Here is a 21,069-nt window from a genome sequence, read left to right as displayed (position 1 = left end):
AAGGGAGTTTTTTTACATTTGATAAGCAGTATGATTAAAACTGCTTATTTTATAAGCTTTCGTATAATATTCAATATTTGTATCAACTGTTTCTACCTTGACAACATCATAGCGCTCTTCTTGCTTTACTAAAAATAAATAGTATTCCTCTGTTGCCTCAATAATCGCAATTTTATCTGTTTCAACATTATATTGTTCACAAAGTGCTTGTAATGCGTTCACATACTCCCCTAATTTTTTAGACTTATCCATTCCGAATATAGTTTGAACTAACATATACATTCTCCCCTTTATATGTACTGTTAACACCTTAATGATAACGCTTACATTATTTATCGTCAATAAAAACATTCGATGGTTTTAACGCCAAATCTATATTGTAGCGAGCCAATAATCAGCGAGGAATTCCCCGCCAATTAAAGCTTCACTTTATCACTTCGTTAATTGATGCCTAAATGCATAAATAACTGCCTGAGTACGATCACTTACATTCAATTTATTTAATATGTTACTCACATGTGTCTTTACCGTTTTCAGTGCAATAAATAACTCGTCCGCAATCTCTTGATTACTTTTTCCCTCTGCAATTAATAACAAAATCTCAAACTCTCTTTCCGTTAAGTCATCATGCAAAGGTTGCTCTTTCTTTTGACGCATACGGGACATCATTTTCCCGGTAACTTTCGGCTCTAATACTGTTTCTCCATCATAAGTAGCTCGTACAGCATCAGCAATATCACTTGCTCTTGATGTTTTTAATAAGTAACTGGTCGCACCAGCCTCAATAACAGGGTACAATTTTTCGTCATCTAAAAAGCTTGTTACAACTACAATTTTTGCTTCTGGCCATTCTTGAATAATAGCACGTGTTGCTTCGACACCATCCATCTCATCCATAACAAGGTCCATTAAAATAATATCCGGTCTTAATTGCAATGCTAATTCTGATCCTTTTCGTCCATTCTCAGCTTCCCCTACTACTTCAATATCTGGCTGTGTAGATAAATATGCCGATACACCCATACGAACCATTTCATGATCATCGACAAGCAATACTTTTATCATACTTCTCCCCCTCTCTCAATCATAATCGGTACTTTTACTTCTATTTGTGTACCTTTGGCCGGGAAACTAAGCACCTTGAGTGTCCCACCAATTTCATGAACACGCTCTTGCATCGATCTTAGGCCATATGAACCTGCCTTATTAACGCCTACTTCAAACCCAACGCCGTCATCAATAATTTTTAAAATCGCATATTGATCAATTTTTCGAAGGCGCACTTCTGTTTTCTTTGCCTTCGCGTGTCGCAACGTGTTTGATAACGCTTCTTGCACAATACGGAATAAATGATCTTCTACACCTTTTTTTAATTCTATTGGCTCAATAAGCCATTCAATTTTCATATGTTGTTTTCGCGATAATTCCGTTAATAATTCCTCTATACCTTCTGTCAGTTTCTTACCTTCCAATTGTACAGGACGTAAATGAAGGAGCAATGCTCTCATTTCTGATTGAGCATTTACAACCATATTTTCAACAAGTTGTAATTGTTTTTTTGTCACATCTGGAAATTCAGTTATTTGTTCATTAATCGCTGACATCATCATCGACATTGCGAAAAGCTGCTGACTTACTGAATCATGCAACTCCCTTGCTAAACGATGCCTTTCTTGAGAAATTGCTTCTTGTCTCATCTCTTCATTCCAATGAGCTCGTTCATTCGTTACTTTTTGAAAGAGTCCAGCTTGCTCCTCTAATCGACGAGCCAGAACGATCACTTTTCGTTCCACTTCATGAAATTCATCATCTGCAGTAAACGAAACATCGCTCGGAAAATTCCCTCGCTCTACTTCAAATAGAAACGTATTTAATCCTTGTATACGCTGCTCTATATAGTAACCGATTGCATATCCTACAATTCCCCCGATAAGTAAACTTGTAGTCATAATAAACAAGCCAATTGGAACAGAAGCGATGGATTCCTTCCATAATAAATCATACACTTGTTGCTCGCTTTTCCATACATATACAATTGTACAAATGAGTGCGATACTAACTGAGGACAACATAGAATAACGAATATACATCCACGAAATATTTTTTTGTTTCTTCATTATACTTTCCTCACTTCCGTGTCGCCTACGACAAGCGAAGAAATAATTTTAATACGACGAGGAGCCTCTTTATACTGCTCTGTTCTAAATGTAACATTGCGGTTAAACCCTGTCTCTTCATGACCTGGCAAGAGCACACGTCCGACAATAACAGAATGATTTAAAGAAAGTTCAATATCATATGGCACATATAAACGAATATTACCAACGACACCCCGAATAACAATTACCGTTTCCCCTTCTGGAATCATAGCAGTAGTTAAATCTATTTCCACATCACAAGCACCGTATTGAACATTAATATCCTCAAGTTCATAAATATGATCCATCATTCGTACATTGCCTACAAACATATTTTTCAAATATGGTTCTGTACGATATATTTGCTTCTCTTCGTCTATAATCCCTTTTTCTTTAATTTCAACCTTCATTGCTTTTTGCTGATGCCCTTGTTGAATCAATTGATAACCAATTAAAGCTAAACAAGCAAATACGACAAGAACAAATGCTGCTGATGAAAATAAGAAAAATAAAAATACGATACCACCAACAAATAAAAATACATTTCCCCGTACATAACGATTCTTTTTACGATAATGCCTTCCAAACATAAGCATAATAAATGCAAAAATGAGACCACCTGGTTCAAAATGTCCAAGTATCATATCAAGAAAAAGACCGAATCCAAATATGATGAGGAGCATCCCCATTAATTGTGTCTTTGAAAAATGTTTCTTCATTTCAGCTCCCCCCTTCTTGTCACATATACATAGAAGAAAAGGCATTGCTTTCCAACACCTTTTCTCCTATCACTATATCATAAGCCTGTTTTATAATATACTACTATTATTTTGTTAACTCTTTCGTTAACGATACATCATTCTTTTCTTTCATTTCACGCTCAAGTTTTGCAATTTTCATATCAAATGTGTCACGCTCATGTTCTTCATTCATACGAGTTTCTAAGTCACGAATGTGATCTTCAATTTCTTCAAATCGTAAGAACGGATTATTTTCATCCATTTTATGCATCGCAGTATTCATACGACGATTTGCATGTGCCATATTTTCACGTGCCATTAGTTCCATACGCTTTGCGTGCATTTCTTTTAATTTATTTTTCATTTCAGAAAGACGACGCTCTAACTCATCAATTTGCTCTACAACACCTGCATACATTTCTTCTAATCGAGTTACTTGCCCTTCATAATAAGCTACCTCTTCTAACGCACGTTCGTGCAATTGTAATTCGCCTGCTTCTTGAGCAATGATAGCTTGCTTTGATCTTTTGTTAACGAAATAACGTGCTTGCTCAAGCTCACGAGCAAAGTTAGATTTTAATGTTTTATGACGTTCAATTAACTTCTCAATTTTTGTTATTTCACGCTCACTATCACGTAAATATTGGTTTAACATCGCAATTGGATTTTTTCTTTCCTTCTCATCTAACACGTTATGAAAATCAGCTAAAATTGCATCGCGTACACGTCCGAATAAAGATTGTTTCATTATAAATCTTCCTCTCTTCTACTTTATTTATAATTTGATTTATTGTTTTAGTTTTTCATTAATTTGTTCCACTCATCTTCAAAGTTGCTATATGGTTTAGAACTTTCTGGAGCAGATTCAACAACTACATCTTTTTCTTTTTTCCACTCACGGTATCCGTAGTATAAAACCACTAAAGCAGCGATACCGATTAATGCTGGTGAATGAGAAAGCGCAATGGATAAACCGATTAAACCAACAATACCCCAAGCTAACTTTCCAAAAAATGACTTAGCTCGCACAAATGATTTATAGCTCCAATATACAACTCCTGCTCCGATTGCGAATCCTACAATACCAGCAAGACTACCAAGAGCAATTAAAGCCAAAATACCGGCTGCGATAAACGCTAGAAATTGTTTCATCTTGTGCTTGCCTCCCTTCGATTTGATACTCTTATCTTAACTATTTTTTCATCTTTCCATAACGAGCTTAAGAACCGTTTTTAACTCAGACTTAAGACCGAGTCATATTCAGCCCTTTACGCAAAAAAACGTGCAGAGTTTATTCTCTGCACGTTTTTTTAATTACTAACATTCATATTAAATTAAGCTGTTTTATGATACTCTTTTTTCTCAGCTACTTTCGAAAATCTTGGAAATCCAATTAAAATAGAAAGAATCCCACATACTCCAACTAAGATTGGATAAAATGCATATGGCAACAATTCAACCGGAGATAACGCTGCAAATCCTGCTGCCGTTAACATTTGGGCACCGTACGGAATTAATCCTTGTACACAACATGAGAAAAGATCTAATACACTCGCTGATTTACGAGGGTCTATTTCATATTGATCTGCAATATTTTTTGCAAGCGGGCCTGTAAAGATAATCGAAATCGTATTATTCGCTGTACACATATTAGTCATACTTACTAAACCAGCAATACCAAATTCTGCACCTTTTTTCGAACGAATATTACGTGTTAATACATTCATTAAATATTGAATACCACCATTATATTGGATTAATTCAACCATACCGCCAATTAATATAGCAAGTAATACTAACTCCATCATACCGCCCATTCCAGTCGTTACACTTTTAAAGAAACTTTCTAACGTGTAACTTCCATCTATAAGACCGATAACACCAGATAATACAGTTCCACCAGTTAATACAATAAGTACATTCCAGCCAAGTAGCGCTGTAATAAGTACTCCTGCGTACGGTAAAATCTTTATCCAATCAAAGCTATGTGCTTTAATTTGCGTGTCACTTCCTGAAGTAACTATTACTAATAGTACAATTGTAATAATAGCCGCTGGTAACACAATTAAAAAATTCGTTTTAAACTTATCTTTCATTTCTGTTCCTTGTGAACGAACAGCTGCGATTGTTGTATCTGAAATAAATGATAAATTATCACCAAACATCGCTCCCCCAACAACAGTAGCCATTGCAAGCGCAATTGAGATATCAGTTTGACCACTAATACCCACAGCAATCGGCGCTAATGCTGCAATTGTTCCCATTGAAGTTCCCATTGCTAATGAAATAAATGCACCAATAACAAAGATTCCAGCTACGATAAATCCTGGCGGTAAAATAGTTAACGCTAAATTAACAGTTGAGTCTACTCCACCCATTCCTTTAGCAGTTTCAGAAAATGCACCTGCAAGCACAAAAATTAATACCATAATCATAATATCCGGATTTCCTGCACCTTTAGCGAACCGCTCTACTTTCACATTAAAACTTTCTTTACGATTCATCACTAAAGCGACTCCTACAGCAATTGAAATCGCTACAAGTATCGGCAATTTATAGAAATCACCTGTAATAATTCCAGAACCAATAAATAGCGCCAAAAATATCCCAAGTGGTAATAAAGCTAAACCATTTCCTCTCGTTTCTTTCAAAGTACCATCTCTCCCTAGTTTCAACCTTTTTCTAATGAATAACAAAAGACCTCTTCCGGTGAGAAGAGGTCTTATACATCTATAAGAAACGCTCTTCTCATCTTTCAAGCACATGCTTGCTGGATTTGGCACAGCACTCTGAAATCGAGTCCGCTGCCGAGGCATCGTAGGGCCAGTCCCTCCGCCTCTCTTTATAAGAAGGTTTCATATTTATTTTTTAATAATAATTTCTTCCCTAACTTTACTCGCTTACAAAACAAAAGTCAATTATTTTTTGTATAGATTTTTTTGGTAATTATACAAAAATTTGAATACAATAATCATTTTAACTTTTCGATTTCTTCTTCCAATATTGAAATCCAATAAAATTCACTATTTTTTATTGCTGCTAATATCCATTTCGTAGTGTACCAAGCTAACTCATACTCTTCCTTCGTGACATCGCCACTTTTATAAGCATCCTCTAGCTCCTCTTCATCTAATACATACACCTTACCGCTAGGTAATAATACTACATCTAAATATAAATCATCAAAATACGGTAAACCACGATCGTCTATTTCATATTCTTTCGTCACATCAATATAATATTGCACTAAATTGTGCCTATCATCTAACATAACTGTAATCGCAAAGTTCTTTCCATTAATGAAATATTGAACCCACGTATACCCATCACTTGCAATACAAATTTCTTTACCATCATATTCTTTACAACTAGGCTCTCTCACCTTTTTTATATCCAGTATTCCGAGCATTCCCTCTTCCACTTGCTTAAGCCTATAACTCTTTTCTATTAGTCTTTTCCACGAAGAACCGTCACCATATTTACGTTTCATTATGTATACTCCTCTTCTATATACAGAAAAGCTCCCACATATTATGTGAGAGCTTGTTCATATTATAATTAAGCAGCTTGACCCTTTTCAGAAATCTCTTTTAAATAAGCTTGTCCTTTTTCAGCGTCATATTGACCTTCCCACTTAGACATAACTACAGCTGCTAAAGAGTTTCCTACAACGTTAACTGCTGTACGAGCCATATCTAAAATACGGTCAATACCAGCAATGAACGCTAAACCTTCAGGTGGAATACCTACTGTACCAAGTGTCGCTAATAATACAACGAATGATACGCCCGGTACACCTGCGATACCTTTTGATGTAACCATTAATACAAGTAATAATGTAATTTGTTGTGTAATAGATAAATCAATACCGTACATTTGCGCCAAGAAAATAGCCGCAATTGCTTGATATAAAGTTGATCCATCTAAGTTAAATGAATAACCTGTCGGAATAACGAAAGATGTAATTGCTTTCGGACAACCGAATTTCTCCATTTTCTCCATGATTTTTGGTAAAACTGTTTCTGAACTTGCTGTAGAATACGCTAAGATCAGCTCGTCTTTTAAAATCTTAAAGAATTGGAAAATGTTAATTCCAAATATTTTCGCTGTAAGTCCTAAGACAACTACGACGAAGAAGATCATTGCCCCATATACGACAATTAGCAATTTCCCTAATGGAATTAATGAAGCAAGACCAAATGTAGAAACTGTAACACCAATTAGTGCAAACACACCAAATGGTGCAAATTTCATAACTTGGTTTGTTACATAAAACATTGCGTCAGCTACACCTTGGAAAAATTGAAGAACTGGTCTTCCTCTTTCACCAATTGCTGCTACACCTAAACCAAATAGTACAGAGAAGAAGATAATAGCAAGCATATCTCCGTCAGCCAATGACTTCATAATGTTTGTTGGAACAATATTTACAAACGTATCTGCAAATGAATGACTTTGTACTTGCTCTGTCGTATGTGTATATTTCGAAATATCTGTCTTTGTTAACTGCTCCATATTTACGCCTTTTCCTGGTTGGAAAATATTCGCTATTAATAGACCAACAATAATTGCAATTGTTGTAATAATTTCAAAGTAAAGAATTGTTTTTCCGCCTAGTCGACCTAGTTTTTTAACATCGCCAACACCAGCAACCCCAACAACAATACTTGCTACAACAATCGGTACAACGATCATTTTAATTAATCGGATGAAAATATCACCAATTGGTTGTAAGTACTTCACAACAGCTGGATTATCAAAGAAAATCGCCCCAACCGCAATACCAAGCGCAAGCCCTATTAATATTTGCCATGCAAGTCCTATTCTTTTCATATTTGTTGTAACCCCCTCTTCGATGTGTCACTCTATCTCTCATTCTATCTCTATAAAACTAAGAAATTAAGAGTATTACATATTATTCGACAATTCACTACATTTTGTCCCTGTTAAAAATCATAAATCAAAATTTAAAATCTGACAACAAAATAACTTTGCCCGAATGCAAATAATTTTCTTGACAAAAAATAAACCCATGTTAGAAAACCTCACATGAGAACGATTCCTCACTAGTGTTTTATTAGCTTTCTAAGTACTATTTCACCCCATAAAAACTATTACTTTCCTCCTGTATTTTACAGATAAATCCCAAAATATACCTTTATTACAGCCATAAATAAAATGTAAGTACTATGACAATTAAAGTTGAAAAATGATAAATTCCGACAAAACTTAGCAATTTTATAAAGTTTTCTTTACATTATGATTACAACGATAGACACTCTTCTTCTTATGATATATAACATTCATAGGGAAAGGAGTCAGACAACTATGAAAAAGAAATTTGCAGCGTTTAGTGTTTTAGCAGCAGGAACGATTTTTGCTTCCCCGTTACTTTCACCCGTATACGCTGAAACAAATCAAGATAAATTATCTAACATTCAATCTGAATTAGAAGGCAAACAAAGTGACTTACAAAATAAATCAGTCGAGAAAGAACAAATAGAAAAAGAAATTCAAGAATTACAGAAGAAAATCGATGAATTAACTACTTCTATTAATAAAAACGAGGCTGAATTAAACGATACAAAAAAAGAAATTAGCAAAACACAACAAGTAATTACTGACAAAAAGAAACATATAGAACAATTACAAACAAACATAGATACACGTCAGGAAGTTATTAAACAACGATTACAATCTATGCAAGAAAAACCGCGTACAAATATCATTACAGAAGTATTAACAAACTCTACAAACATTGCTGATCTTGTTGATAATATGTACTCCGTAAGTTTAATATTAAACAACGATACAGATATTGTAAAAAAACAAACATCTGATCAAAATGCTGTAACTACAGAAAAAGAAGCTGTTGAGAAAAAAGAACAACAACTGAAAGAATCTGAGCAAAAACTAGAACAAAAACAACAAGAATTACAAAATAACCAACAGCAGCAACAGACTCTTATTAACGATCTACATACGAAAGTAGCAAAAGTAGATTCAGAGATTGAAGGATTAGAAGAATCCAAAGGCATTTTAGAAAATCAACGTCAAGCTGTGCAAAAAGCAATTGAAGAAGAAAAACGGGCCGAAGAAGCTCGTAAAGCGGAAGAAGCTCGCCAGGCAGAAGAGGCTCGCAAACAACAAGCTACTAAATCTGCTCAAGCAACTCAAGCAGCTCCAACACCACATGATACAAACATCGGTGGCTTTATCAAACCAGCAGCTGGATCAAAAACTTCCGGATTTGGTGTACGTTCTTTAGATAACCATAAAGGAATTGACATCGCCGCTTCGGGAACGGTTCCAATTATCGCTGCTGCAGATGGCGTTGTTATTCGCTCAGAATTATCATCTAGTTACGGAAACGTAGTGTATTTATCTCACCGTATAAACGGAAAAACATATACGACAGTATATGCTCATATGAATAGCCGTTCTGTATCGAATGGACAAACTGTAAAACAAGGCGATCAGCTTGGATTTATGGGGAACACTGGCCAATCATACGGACAACATTTACACTTCGAACTTCATCTTGGAGAATGGAATGTCGGCAAGACAAACGCAGTCGACCCATCTCCTTATATCGGATTATAAAAAACCTCGGTACCTACCGAGGTTTTTTATTTACACTTCACACAATATAGGCATTCTACATAGACTATAACTAAATGCCTATAGTTTACGAGGTGATCAATATGAATACGCAATTACAACAAAAAATAGAAGAAGCTAGAGCGACATTTATCGGCCGGATATTTACATTTGGCGGATCAGTTTTATTTTTAATCGGTTCATTCCTCGCAGTCACCACAGCCTATAAAGCGTATAATCGTCTATTACATTCAACAACATAAAAAAAGACGGGAGATCCCCGCCTTTTTTTATGCAAACATTTTAAATACACCTATCACATTTAAAAATACAATTATTACAGTTACCGGAATGACATAACGAAGTAAGAAGAACCAAATGTTAAATAACGTTTTCCCCTTCGTTTCCGTCACTTCTAATTCTTTCATCAACAACTCTTTACTCATTTTATTTGGTACAAATAATGAAATAGCTAGTACTCCTAACGGCAGCAATACGTTACTTACCGAAAAGTCGACTAAATCAAAGAATGTTTTCCCAAATATTTTCACGTCACTCATAATCCCAAATGATAACGCTGATGGAATACCGACTGCAAAAATAAGAATACCAATTAATAATGATGCTGACGGACGCTTCTTCTCATTACCTTTCGCAACAGATGCTACTACAATTTCAAGCATTGAAATTGCTGATGTTAAAGTCGCAAAGAAGAATAAAATTAAAAACATAATAAAGAAAAATTGACCAAATGGTATTTTTGCAAATACTGCTGGAAGGACGATAAACAGTAATCCCGGTCCTTCAGTCGGTTTAACTCCTAATGCGAAAATCGCTGGGAAAATTGCTAATCCTGCAAGTACTGTAACAAAAACAGTTAAACTTACAATAGATGTTGCCGATTTCGCTAAATGTTCCTCTTTCTTTAAATACGAACTATACGTTACCATTACCGAGGCACCTACAGTTAGCGAGAAGAAAGATTGTCCCATCGCATATAAAATTGTATCTGCTGTCAGCTTTGAAAAATCTGGTTTTAAGAAGAACTCTACTCCAGCAAAAGCACCATCGAGTGTTAACGCACGAACAATAATCGCAATAAATAAAATAAATAATAGCGGCATCATGTACTTACTTGCCTTTTCTATACCTTTCTCTACACCTTTACTTACAACAAAAATCGTACAAAGCATAAAGATAAATTGCGCTCCAATCGCACTTAACGGATTTGAAATCGTTTCACCGAACAATTGTCCATAATCAGCTACTCCATTCCAGAAACTTCCTGTCACACTATAATATAAATAAAGTAAAATCCATCCACCTACAACACTATAAAAAGATAGTACACTAAAACAAGTAGCAACTCCCATACGACCAATCCAAGGATATAATTTGCTATTTGGCACTAGTACTTTATAAGCTGTAACCGCCTCTTTTTGCGTGCTACGTCCAATAACAAACTCCGCTATTAGAAGAGGCATACCTATAAATAAAGTTAATAGTAAAAATACAAGGAAGAATGCGCCTCCCCCGCCATTACCTGCAACATATGGAAATTTCCATATCGCACCAAGACCTACTGCGGCTCCGGCTGCTGCGAGTACAAAGCCTATTTTCGACGTCCATTGCTGTGTTTCTTTCATCATAAATTCCCCTTTTCTGAATATTTAAAATTTTGTTAATTATACACTTTCATTTCATACTCGCACACCTCCTTTAGAAAATAAAAAAGTCCCCTACACGCAAATATGCATGTAGAGGACGATATATGTAATGTAAATACCGTGGTACCACCTCAATTGGATTGATAAATCCCACTTGTTCAAGTACAGGAATAATTCCGATACTCTATCCTTTTAACGGCGGAACCCGGGTTGCCTACTACAATGTTCAACATACCTCTCGCAAGCCCATTCTGTATAATTTATCGTACCGGGCTCCCACCTAACCCCAGCTCTCTGAACGCATCAAATATACGTACTCTTCTTGCTCATCGATTTCATCTATTGAAGTTACTTGTGATTATAAATTATATTTTTATATTTGTAAAGCGCACTTTATCTTTTATTATTTTAAAACCTTTCCCTCTAATTCTCGCAAAAAACTTTCTCTTTCTCTCTCGTTTTGCACATATACTGATTTCAACACTTCTTGGAGTAATATATTTCGTTCTCTCTTTTCTAACTGTAAATCTTTTAACTTCACCCTTACTTCATATAAAAAATCTAAATACGATTCATATGTCTCATCATATTTATTTGCAATCTCATCTCGAATTTTTTTTGCGAGCTTTGGGCTCGCTCCCCCAGTAGAAACTGCTATATTAAGCAAACCACGATGAATCGCTGCTGGAAAGTGAACATTACCACTTTCCGGATTTGTAATAACATTTACTAATTGATTCTCTGCGGCATCTTCAGCAACTTGTTCATTTAATATTGAATCACTACTCGCTGCAACAACTAAAAAAGCATTTTTAATATCACTTTTTTCATATTCTCTTTGATACCAACGAATTTTCTTTTCTTCCACAAGTTTTACTAAATTCGCATCTAATTCTGGACTGATCACAACTATATCCGCACCTTGTTTGAGTAAAGGAATAATTTTAAATCCTGCAACTTTTCCCCCACCAATAACAACAACGCGTTTCTCATTAACTCGCACTGTAAGTGGATACATACTGATCTCCTTTCAATAACTCCGTCGTTTTCTGAATTAACATATCTTGTAACGCTTCATTCTTCCCTAAATATGGACTGATTTTTATCTCTTCCAATGCATATTGGCGCACTTCTTTCTCAATATGTTTCATAAGTAAACCTGTAAATAACAAATAAGGTAGCACAACGATGTTCTCCACTTCCCGTTCTACAACTTCCTTCAATTTCCTCTCAAATTTCGGCTCCGCAGCCGCTAAATAACAAACCTCAACTTTTTTAATTTTCTCCTCAGCTTGAAATAAAGAGGCGATCCATTTTATATCTTGTAATACTTCAGGATCACTACTTCCTCTTGCAACGAGCAGAAGGGTCACTTCAGCCTTCCCTTCCTTTTCAATACCACTTCCGTTATATACTGATTTGATAAGTGTTTCTGATACACCAAACGGATTACCATAAGTCACTTTAACATTCGGATATTGATTCTTGAGCTTTACCAATTCAAATGGAATATCTTTCTTCACATGACCTGCCGCTAATAAAAAAACAGGGATGGCAATAATCTCCGTGGCCCCACGCTTCACACATGTACGAAAACCATCTTCAATAGAAGGATTCGCTAACTCTAAAAAACAAACTTCTTGAATATTCGCTTCTATACGACTCATACACGATGTAATAAATTGAATCGCCTCTTCTTTCGCTGTCTTCAAACGACTTCCATGACATATATATAAGACGGCTTTCATTTTACAACACTCCACTTACTTGATAAGCATTTTCCGTTTGCTTCTCAAACCAATGGATTTTTTCTCTAAAACGGACAACTTCTCCAATTACAATCATGCTCGGATTTTGAATTTGCTCTTTTTTCGCAACATCTACAATTGTTCCTAATGTCCCAACAACTGTACGTTGCATAGACGTCGTCCCCTGCTCAATAATAGCAGCTGGCGTACTTTTATCTTTTCCATGCTTCATAAGTTGCTCACATATGTAGGGCAAATTACTAACCCCCATATATATCGCTAAAGTCTCTACACCTTTCGCTAAACTTTCCCATTTCACTTCTTCTTCAGCACCTTCTTTCCTATGCCCAGTCACAATAGCAAAACTTGCACTTGCATCACGGTGCGTCACTGGAATACCAGCATAAGCAGGTGCAGCTATTCCAGACGAAATACCTGGGACGATTTCAAATGGTACACCTTGCTTTGCTAATGCTTCCGCTTCTTCTCCCCCTCTACCAAATACAAATGGATCGCCGCCCTTAAGCCTCGTTACAACTTTCCCTTTTTTCGCATACTTAATAAGAAATGTATTAATTGTTTCTTGCTTCATCGTGTGATAATTCGGGAGTTTCCCGCAATAAATTAAATCCGCGTCAGGCTTTGCGTGTGAAAGCAGCTCTTTATTCACAAGGCGATCGTATAAAATAACATCTGCCTTCTCAATACATTTCAACCCTTTAACAGTAATTAAATCTGGATCGCCAGGACCCGCTCCAACAATATAAACCTTCCCCATCATCTCTCCTCATTTCTACTATTAAAATGAAACTTCCATTCGTATATAAGAATGGAAGTTTTTATTTTTTCGTATTACTAATCTCTACTCATGAATAACAAATGCTGCACCTTTTCGAATCTTCTTTTTTTCAAACAAAGAAATCTCTTTTACCTCTGGCAACGGTAAGAAATGTTTTTCAAGCTCAATCTCCGCAAGCTTAAATGCCTGTTCTTCACTTTGAGCAACAACAACAATCGGAACAATATCACTCACTAATACAGCTTCAAATCGATATAAATCCATATTGTCCCCCCTAAGACGCTATGACTTCTTCTAACACGTTATTTAACGCTATTTGTAATGTGTCTACACCAACACGCCCTACAAAATCATAAAATGTTTCGGCTGGTAATTTATTCTCTTTGAAATAACTTATAAATGATGCGAGTACATCAGGTAAATCCTCGCCATCTATTTTTCCTTTTAACTTTTGATTGTAGGCACCGCCATCTAACAACGTTCCACCTACATATATCTCAAATGCTTCAACAATTCCCTTTTCCTTCGTTTTCATTTTCACCCCTTGTAACCCAATGTCAGCAATTTGACGTTGACCACATGAATTCGGGCAGCCTACCATATGAATTCGAACTGGAACATCGAGTGCAATTTGTGTATCTAAGTATTCTGCAATTTTTCGTAATCTTTCTTTCGTTTCTACTAGTGCAAGATTACAATATTCAATACCGGTACATGAAACCGCATGACCAATAAATGATTTTGGGCTTGCAGATATCGCTTCAAACAACGGTTCACTAAGTAATCCTTTTACATTTTCCGGAGGAACGTTCGGAATAATGAAATTTTGTGAATTACATGTACGAATTTGTCCATTTCCATATTGCTTTGCGATTCTTGCAATCTCAAACATTTCTTCTGCATGTAAACGACCTACCGGTACATTAAAACCTACATATTTTAATCCCTCTTGTTTTTGGTCTTGAACACCATAAAAATAGCCTGCATTCCATCCTTTGAGTGCACTTTCCCCTTTACTTTGTAAAGGCCCTGTATACTCTATTAGTTTCTCTTTAAATTTCTCTGCTCCCCAGTCCGCAACAAGAAATTTCAAACGGGCTAAATGACGTTTCTCACGATATCCAAAATCACGGAATATAGTAGCAATCGCAATTGCCACTGCCTTCACTTCTTCTGGTAAAACGAACACATCTAATTCATCAGCTAAATATGGACGGGCTGATAATCCTCCGCCTACTTTTATATGAAAACCAACTTTTTTCTCACCATCTATTTCTTTCGTAGCAGGTGTAAATGCAACACAGTTAATCTCTGCGTTTGCTGAGTTATAAATATTAGAACTAATAGACATTTTAAATTTACGTGGCAAATTAGAAAACTCTTCATTATGTTGGAAATAGTCATATACCTCTTTCACAATATGTGTCGTATCAAATAGTTCATTTGCATCAATTCCAGCAAGCGGATTACCTGTAATATTCCGCGTTATATCACCACAAGCCCCCGCTGAAGATAATCCAACTCTTGCTAATCTTTTAAAAATATCTGGAATTTGCTGAATTTCTAACCAGTGAAACTGAATCGCCTGTCTCGTAGTAATATCTATTACATCACGTCCATAATCCTCAGCGATAGAAGCAAGTACTTCTGCCTGCGCATTTGTAATAATCCCTGACGGAATATTTACCCGCATCATAAAATAACCAGCTTCTTTTGGACGTTGTAAATACAATCCTGCCCATTTAAAGGCATCCCACTCTTCTTTCGGAATAGATTCAAATCCATTTTCCGCATAGTAAGGAATATCATTAAAAATTTCTAATCCATCTTTTTCTAATTTATTTTTCTCCGTTTGATTTAGTTTTTCATTGTTAGCCCATACTTTTTCATAACTCATTTTTAAATCCCCCTATATAAAGTGAAACTTTAATCAGTAGAGTTTTGTTCATCCCACGCTGATTATTAGCCTTAACCAATCGGGTATTTACGGGCAGCCCGACCCCCACCTAACTTCCTTGCCCCAACCGAACTTTGAGGTAGGAATTTTACTTCCCGGCAAATAGCGGGATAAAACTACGCTCTTGTAAGTACTGCACGATTTGTTCTGCACATTCTTCAATAGAATATTTGTGCGTTTCTACAATTAATTCTGCTTGCTCTGGCTCTTCATAAGGCGAATCAATACCTGTGAAATCCTTAATATCACCTTTTCTTGCCTTTTTATAAAGCCCTTTCGGATCACGTTTCTCACACTCTTCAATCGGACACTTCACAAAAATTTCAATAAATTCATCTGCCGCTAATAAATCTCTTACTTGTTTGCGGTCTACTCGAAATGGTGAAATAAATGCTGTAAGGACAACTGTTCCTTGATCTACAAATAACTTTGCCACTTCGCCAATACGTCTTATATTTTCCATGCGATCACTTTCAGAAAATCCTAAGTCTTTATTTAAACCGTGGCGAATGTTATCCCCATCCAGCACATAATTTCCAATATTCTTTTCAAACAATTTACGAGCGACCGCATTCGCTACTGTAGATTTACCCGAAGCTGATAAACCAGTAAACCAAATTACAAAACTGTGATGTCCATTCTTCACTCTTCTCTCATCTTTTGAAACCGAAGCTGTATGCCAAGTAATATTCGTATCCATCTCGTTCTCTCCCTATTCTGTTACTACTTCTTTTTTTAAACCTTTAATTAGCACTTCTACTACTTCTTTACGACTAAATGTACTTGGCGGAATCTCACCGTTTCTTAATAATTCTCTTACTTTCGTACCTGATAAAATAACATGATTTTCTTTTCCGTGCGGGCATGTTTTCGTTGAAGCCATCGCTTCACATTTCGTGCAGTAAAAACTATGTTCAAAGAATAGTGGTGTAATGCCTAACTCTTCTATCGTAAAATTCGTGAAGATTTCTTGCGCTTCGTATGTTCCGTAATAATCTCCTACTCCGGCATGATCACGTCCTACAATAAAGTGGGTACATCCAAAATTCTTTCTTACTAACGCATGAAATATCGCTTCCCTTGGTCCTGCGTAACGCATTGCAGCAGGAAATACACTTAAAAAGACACGATTTTTCGGATAATAGTTTTGAAGGAGTACTTCATAGCTTTCCATTCTTACATCAGCAGGAATATCGTCCGATTTCGTTTCTCCAACGAGTGGATTTAAAAAGAGACCATCTACAATTTCAAGAGCAGATTTTTGAATATACTCATGGGCACGATGTACCGGGTTTCTCGTTTGAAATCCGACTACTGTTTTCCACCCACGTTTTTTAAATTCTTCTCTCGTTTCAATTGGGTCTAAATGATAAGAAGGAAATTGATTATTTTCAAAGCGTTTTGTTAGAATAATAGTTCCTCCAACGTAAACGTTTGGTCGTTCATATAATTTTTTCACTCCTGGATGAGCCTCATCCGTTGTTTTATATACAAGTAACGCTTCTTTTTCTTTATCTGGTACGAAAATATCTTCTATTTGAATAGCACCATATATATTTCCATTGTTGACAAGCTTTACTTCCTCTCCGGTCTTCAGGCTTTCTGCGACTTCTTCTGTTACCGGTAATGTAATTGGTATACTCCACACACTACCATTTGCTAAACGAAGCGTTTCTACGACTGAATCATAATCTTCCTTCCCCAAAAAACCAGTAAGCGGGCTATATCCACCTGTCGCCAATAGTTCTAAATCACTTAAAGCAATGTTGTCTAATTTAATTTCTTTTTCAATTTGTGATATATCATATGTCTCATCTATACGGTTTACTAATTCGTTTACTGTGCTCATTTTCTATATCCCCTCTTAGCTTTATTTCAAGATTCATCTTATTGATAATGAAGACCACATTCGGTTTTCACTTTCCCAGCCCATCTACCATCTCTTGAATCGCCACCATCCCCTACAGGTAAAGTACATTTCTCACACCCAATACTTGGATAGCCAACATCATGCAACGGGTTATACGGCAAGCTATGTTTGTATACATATCGCCAAACTTCTTTCCACGTCCAATGAATGAGTGGACAAACTTTAATAGATTGAAAACGATGATCTTGATTTATAAACTTTGTATGCTTACGTGTTTCTGATTGTTCCCTTCTTAAGCCCGATATCCATGCTTTTTCCACGACTAATGATTTTTCTAAAGGTAAAATTTTTCTAATCTTACAACAAAGATTCGGATTGCTCTCCCACAGTTTTTCACCATGCAACTTCGCCTGTTCATCAAGTGTAAGTTCTGGCTGCTTTTCTATAATATTCAATGAAGGAAATCGTTCCCTCACTCTTTGAATTAATTCATATGTTTCTTGAAAATGAACATTTGTATCCAAAAATACAACTTTAGCAGATGGATTTACTTGGTTTATAAGGTGCAGTAATACCATACCTTCCACCCCAAAGCTACATGCGTAGACGATTTCATCTTTATACTCTTCATAAGCCCAATTTAATACTGATAACGCGCCTTTTGTTTCATCTTCTTCCGAAAACGAAACAACATTTTCTTCCCACGTTTCATACGTCAACATGTTTTTTCCCCCTGTAAAAGCAAAAAGACGGTTTTAACCTAATGAAAATAGGTTAAAACCGCCTCTAGTTTTTCTAGTCAGCGCTTTTCACTTTAAGCGTACTTTTTCACTTTTCTCTAACTGAATTACTTTTCCATCTTGCACAACAATTGTAATTGAGCCATATTTCATATCAGCAAGCATCGCTTCAATCTTCTCGGATACTTCATCAAAATGTTCCCGTACACCCACGCGAACAGCCCCCCTTTTTATTCATAAAAAAAATCTTTCCCATTTCGAAAAGACTGTTCGGTAATATATTTTACCTTATCTTTCAAAATGGATTCCATTTTGCTGGATTTAGCACCTTGCTTTCTATAAGCAGGTTGCCGAGCTTCTTCGGGCCAGTTCCCTCCGCTTCTCTTGATAAGCTTTGTATTTGTATTTTATCACAATTCTGATTTTTTTCAATCCTAGTTTTCCGATATATTTTAATTATTTTATTTTACAAAAAAGGAATTGCCCATCCGAACAACTCCTTTTTCTATTTAAACAAGCTCTTTAATACGTATGCGATCGTTCCCAATAATATTTTCATATGTTTCGCGTTCCACAACTACTTGCGATGTTCCGCCTTTTGCAAAGACAACGGCTGGTCTTCGAATCCGATTGTAATTATTCGCCATCGAGTACCCGTAGGCTCCTGTACAGGAAACTGCTAGTAAATCAGCAGAAGCGACTTTTGGTAAATGAATATCCCAAATCAACATATCTCCGCTCTCACAACATTTCCCCGCAATCGAAACGAGTTCCTCATTCTCATCATTCCCTCGATTCGCTAACATTGCTTCATAACGCGCACTATATAAAGCAGGTCTTAAATTATCTGTCATTCCACCATCGACTGATACATATTTCCGAATACCAGGAATATCTTTCACAGATCCAACTGTATAAATTGTTGTCCCAGCATCACCTACAATGCTACGGCCTGGTTCAATCCATATTTCTGGCAATGGATATTCACATACAGTAAATTGTTCTCTCACTGCACTTGTTACAGCTCGCACATATGTCTCAAGAGTTAACGGTGTATCCGACTCTGTGTAGCGTATTCCAAATCCCCCGCCTACATTTAACACTTTTACTACATAGTTTGTTTGCTCTCTCACTTCTTCTAAAAATTGGCGAAGAACTTCAATCGCTCGAACAAAGCCAGCTGTTTCAAATATTTGCGATCCGATATGTGAATGAATCCCTAGCACATTATAATTGGATTTTTGTAAAGCAAATCCAATTGCCTGCATCGCTTGACCGTTTGAAACGCCAAATCCAAATTTCGAATCATCTTGGCCTGTTGTAATATATTCATGTGTGTGCGCCTCTACTCCAGGCGTTACACGAATTAATATGTTCACAAACTTTCCATGTTGCATCGCTAAATCGTGTAAAACTTCTAATTCAAAGAAATTATCTACGACAAAACAACCGATATTCGCCTGAAGAGCCATCACTATCTCTTCTTCTGTTTTATTATTTCCATGAAAATGAATACGTGATGCTGGAAATCCTGCTTGGAGCGCAGTATATAATTCTCCTCCAGAAACAACGTCTAATGACATATTCTCTTCACGAGCTACTCGGCACATCTCCATGCACAAGAACGCCTTGCTTGCATATGCTACTTGATAAGAGAAACCACTTTCTTTAAAAGCACGATGAAATGCTCGGCATTTTCCTCGAATAGACTCTTCATCGTATACATAAAGTGGTGTTCCGTATTGCTTTGCTAGCTGCGTCGTATCGCACCCTCCAATTTCTAAGTGTCCTTGCCCATTAATTCGGCTTGTGCCGTGTAAATACATTTAAATTCCTCCCTTATTTCCTCTAAAACTCATAACCCCAATCTTCTATTCATTGCAGCACGCTTTTAGATAGACAAAAAACGCGCGGAACAATGTTCACACGCGTTTCTTATTAGGAAAAATATATATTGAAAAAATAAACGAGTTGTTATCTCCTCAAAATAAGAAACCGCATCAACATCTCCAAATAGCTCTCCATAAAATAAATCTTATGACAGTACTACATTTATTCAATGTAGTCCCAATATATGAATAAGATGGTTATTCTTATATTTCGGCAATAGTCCCTTTCAGCCTATGATCACAGATTCCATGAAATCTCCCATAGCTTACTCTTTCCTATCGCGGCCTCTACCTTTGAGAGTAGATGAGGTAAGTCTATTTAATTTTCAAACATCTAATTGTTGCTATTAACAATACCAAAGGACCATTTTATTTGTCAAACAATTTTTTATATTGTTTTTTTACAGTTTAATTTTGTATCATTTGGTAAGCGCTTTACTGAAATCTTTCTCACTTCCCATTCGCCTTCTTCGTTATTAAATGTAATCGTTACCTTCTCAAATGGGGGAGCAATTTTCCCAGCAACACGTTCATACTTTGTCACTTCAATACTTGCTTGAAATAAATATGTACCGCTATACACTTTTTTTAAACTAATAATTTTAGGACATTGATACGGTTTCAAACTTCCATATTGTTTTTCAATTGCTTTATTTATTTTTGGAAATAAAACAGAATAAAGTGCATCTTCCATAAGAGGTGCATCATATTGAGCTATTGACACACTCGGTGAGGTAAAAAGTATAACACTACTGCATGCTATAAAATATAATAATTTTCGCATTATAACCTCCGTATTATCACGCGATTCTTTCTGCGTACGATAATTATCATACATAGAAATTCTGTTTTATTGTCTCCCACCACTCTTTTTCTACTCGATTATTATAAAAAAGCCCACAACTCTCTTTTATTTTCGTA

23 protein-coding genes, 3 riboswitches and 1 other annotated feature are annotated in these 21,069 nt (G+C 36.1%); of the genes, 2 read left to right on the top strand and 21 right to left on the bottom strand.

Going from position 1 to position 21,069, the window contains the following annotated elements; all coding sequences use genetic code 11:
- Positions 1–12: 12 nt before the first annotated feature.
- From ACS2FK_RS08235 to gltP, 9 genes are all read right to left on the bottom strand, one after another.
- The gene (locus ACS2FK_RS08235) at positions 13–351 is read right to left on the bottom strand and encodes a DUF3922 domain-containing protein (protein ID WP_072939635.1); all 339 of its coding nucleotides are present in this window, start codon (positions 349–351) and stop codon (positions 13–15) included.
- Positions 352–432: 81 nt separating this feature from the next.
- The gene (locus ACS2FK_RS08230; RefSeq protein ID WP_000598707.1) at positions 433–1,065 is read right to left on the bottom strand and encodes a response regulator; all 633 of its coding nucleotides are present in this window, start codon (positions 1,063–1,065) and stop codon (positions 433–435) included.
- Positions 1,062–2,117: a sensor histidine kinase gene (locus ACS2FK_RS08225; protein ID WP_000744326.1), complete on the bottom strand. Its 1,056-nt coding sequence runs from the start codon at positions 2,115–2,117 to the stop codon at positions 1,062–1,064. Before ACS2FK_RS08225 ends, ACS2FK_RS08230 begins: the two co-directional genes overlap by 4 nt.
- Positions 2,117–2,857, bottom strand: coding sequence for a cell wall-active antibiotics response protein LiaF (gene liaF, locus ACS2FK_RS08220; RefSeq protein ID WP_000716094.1), 741 nt, complete (start codon positions 2,855–2,857; stop codon positions 2,117–2,119). The genes ACS2FK_RS08225 and liaF overlap by 1 nt, the downstream gene beginning before the upstream one ends.
- Before the next feature lie 106 nt (positions 2,858–2,963).
- Entirely contained in the window at positions 2,964–3,626 is a 663-nt protein-coding gene (locus ACS2FK_RS08215) for a PspA/IM30 family protein (RefSeq protein ID WP_000814127.1), read from the bottom strand.
- Between the two features lie 47 nt (positions 3,627–3,673).
- Complete coding sequence (locus ACS2FK_RS08210) at positions 3,674–4,030, bottom strand: lmo0954 family membrane protein (protein WP_000808640.1); 357 nt, start codon at positions 4,028–4,030, stop codon at positions 3,674–3,676.
- A 182-nt stretch (positions 4,031–4,212) separates the two neighbouring features.
- Positions 4,213–5,529 (bottom strand): Na+/H+ antiporter NhaC family protein, encoded by a 1,317-nt coding sequence (locus ACS2FK_RS08205; RefSeq protein ID WP_000665495.1) that lies wholly within the window; start codon positions 5,527–5,529, stop codon positions 4,213–4,215.
- Positions 5,530–5,623: 94 nt separating this feature from the next.
- Positions 5,624–5,729: riboswitch (SAM riboswitch) on the bottom strand.
- A gap of 120 nt (positions 5,730–5,849) precedes the next feature.
- Positions 5,850–6,368: a DUF402 domain-containing protein gene (locus ACS2FK_RS08200; protein WP_063546925.1), complete on the bottom strand. Its 519-nt coding sequence runs from the start codon at positions 6,366–6,368 to the stop codon at positions 5,850–5,852.
- A 68-nt stretch (positions 6,369–6,436) separates the two neighbouring features.
- Positions 6,437–7,711 carry a glutamate/aspartate:proton symporter GltP gene (gltP, locus tag ACS2FK_RS08195; protein WP_000821130.1) on the bottom strand — a complete coding sequence of 425 codons (1,275 nt, stop codon included), beginning with the start codon at positions 7,709–7,711 and terminating at the stop codon, positions 6,437–6,439.
- A gap of 495 nt (positions 7,712–8,206) precedes the next feature.
- Between gltP and ACS2FK_RS08190 the strand changes: the two genes are divergently transcribed.
- Positions 8,207–9,481, top strand: coding sequence for a murein hydrolase activator EnvC family protein (locus tag ACS2FK_RS08190; RefSeq protein ID WP_000726083.1), 1,275 nt, complete (start codon positions 8,207–8,209; stop codon positions 9,479–9,481).
- A 101-nt stretch (positions 9,482–9,582) separates the two neighbouring features.
- Complete coding sequence (locus tag ACS2FK_RS08185; protein ID WP_001095997.1) at positions 9,583–9,741, top strand: hypothetical protein; 159 nt, start codon at positions 9,583–9,585, stop codon at positions 9,739–9,741.
- A 27-nt stretch (positions 9,742–9,768) separates the two neighbouring features.
- On the opposite strand, the gene ACS2FK_RS08180 is transcribed toward ACS2FK_RS08185, so the two are convergent.
- The 12 genes from ACS2FK_RS08180 to ACS2FK_RS08125 form a co-directional block, all read right to left on the bottom strand.
- Entirely contained in the window at positions 9,769–11,124 is a 1,356-nt protein-coding gene (locus ACS2FK_RS08180; protein ID WP_043924636.1) for a sodium-dependent transporter, read from the bottom strand.
- 111 nt (positions 11,125–11,235) lie between these two features.
- Positions 11,236–11,484 (bottom strand) — a binding site (T-box leader).
- A gap of 64 nt (positions 11,485–11,548) precedes the next feature.
- Positions 11,549–12,163 (bottom strand): NAD(P)-binding protein, encoded by a 615-nt coding sequence (locus tag ACS2FK_RS08175; RefSeq protein WP_000283352.1) that lies wholly within the window; start codon positions 12,161–12,163, stop codon positions 11,549–11,551.
- Entirely contained in the window at positions 12,138–12,893 is a 756-nt protein-coding gene (locus ACS2FK_RS08170; RefSeq protein WP_000648881.1) for a sirohydrochlorin chelatase, read from the bottom strand. The genes ACS2FK_RS08175 and ACS2FK_RS08170 overlap by 26 nt, the downstream gene beginning before the upstream one ends.
- Before the next feature lies 1 nt (position 12,894).
- Positions 12,895–13,671, bottom strand: coding sequence for a uroporphyrinogen-III C-methyltransferase (gene cobA, locus ACS2FK_RS08165; protein ID WP_000521256.1), 777 nt, complete (start codon positions 13,669–13,671; stop codon positions 12,895–12,897).
- Positions 13,672–13,755: 84 nt separating this feature from the next.
- Positions 13,756–13,956: a DUF3906 family protein gene (locus ACS2FK_RS08160; protein WP_000366918.1), complete on the bottom strand. Its 201-nt coding sequence runs from the start codon at positions 13,954–13,956 to the stop codon at positions 13,756–13,758.
- Between the two features lie 10 nt (positions 13,957–13,966).
- Entirely contained in the window at positions 13,967–15,589 is a 1,623-nt protein-coding gene (locus ACS2FK_RS08155; RefSeq protein ID WP_000119611.1) for a nitrite/sulfite reductase, read from the bottom strand.
- Between the two features lie 148 nt (positions 15,590–15,737).
- Entirely contained in the window at positions 15,738–16,349 is a 612-nt protein-coding gene (gene cysC, locus ACS2FK_RS08150) for an adenylyl-sulfate kinase (protein ID WP_000380507.1), read from the bottom strand.
- A gap of 12 nt (positions 16,350–16,361) precedes the next feature.
- On the bottom strand, positions 16,362–17,498 hold the full coding sequence (gene sat / locus ACS2FK_RS08145; RefSeq protein ID WP_000108780.1) for a sulfate adenylyltransferase: 1,137 nt from the start codon (positions 17,496–17,498) through the stop codon (positions 16,362–16,364).
- Positions 17,499–17,536: 38 nt separating this feature from the next.
- On the bottom strand, positions 17,537–18,241 hold the full coding sequence (locus tag ACS2FK_RS08140) for a phosphoadenylyl-sulfate reductase (RefSeq protein ID WP_000959018.1): 705 nt from the start codon (positions 18,239–18,241) through the stop codon (positions 17,537–17,539).
- Between the two features lie 87 nt (positions 18,242–18,328).
- On the bottom strand, positions 18,329–18,472 hold the full coding sequence (locus tag ACS2FK_RS08135) for a YezD family protein (RefSeq protein WP_000538896.1): 144 nt from the start codon (positions 18,470–18,472) through the stop codon (positions 18,329–18,331).
- A 72-nt stretch (positions 18,473–18,544) separates the two neighbouring features.
- Positions 18,545–18,653: riboswitch (SAM riboswitch) on the bottom strand.
- A 115-nt stretch (positions 18,654–18,768) separates the two neighbouring features.
- The gene (gene lysA / locus ACS2FK_RS08130) at positions 18,769–20,085 is read right to left on the bottom strand and encodes a diaminopimelate decarboxylase (RefSeq protein WP_000280643.1); all 1,317 of its coding nucleotides are present in this window, start codon (positions 20,083–20,085) and stop codon (positions 18,769–18,771) included.
- 180 nt (positions 20,086–20,265) lie between these two features.
- Positions 20,266–20,447, bottom strand: a riboswitch (Lysine riboswitch).
- Between the two features lie 89 nt (positions 20,448–20,536).
- Positions 20,537–20,932, bottom strand: coding sequence for a DUF3888 domain-containing protein (locus ACS2FK_RS08125; protein ID WP_001228819.1), 396 nt, complete (start codon positions 20,930–20,932; stop codon positions 20,537–20,539).
- Between the last annotated feature and the right edge of the window lie 137 nt (positions 20,933–21,069).

The organism is Bacillus cereus group sp. BceL220, from assembly GCF_051776965.1.
Lineage (GTDB): Bacteria > Bacillota > Bacilli > Bacillales > Bacillaceae_G > Bacillus_A > Bacillus_A cereus.
This window is presented reverse-complemented; position numbering and strand designations above follow the sequence as displayed.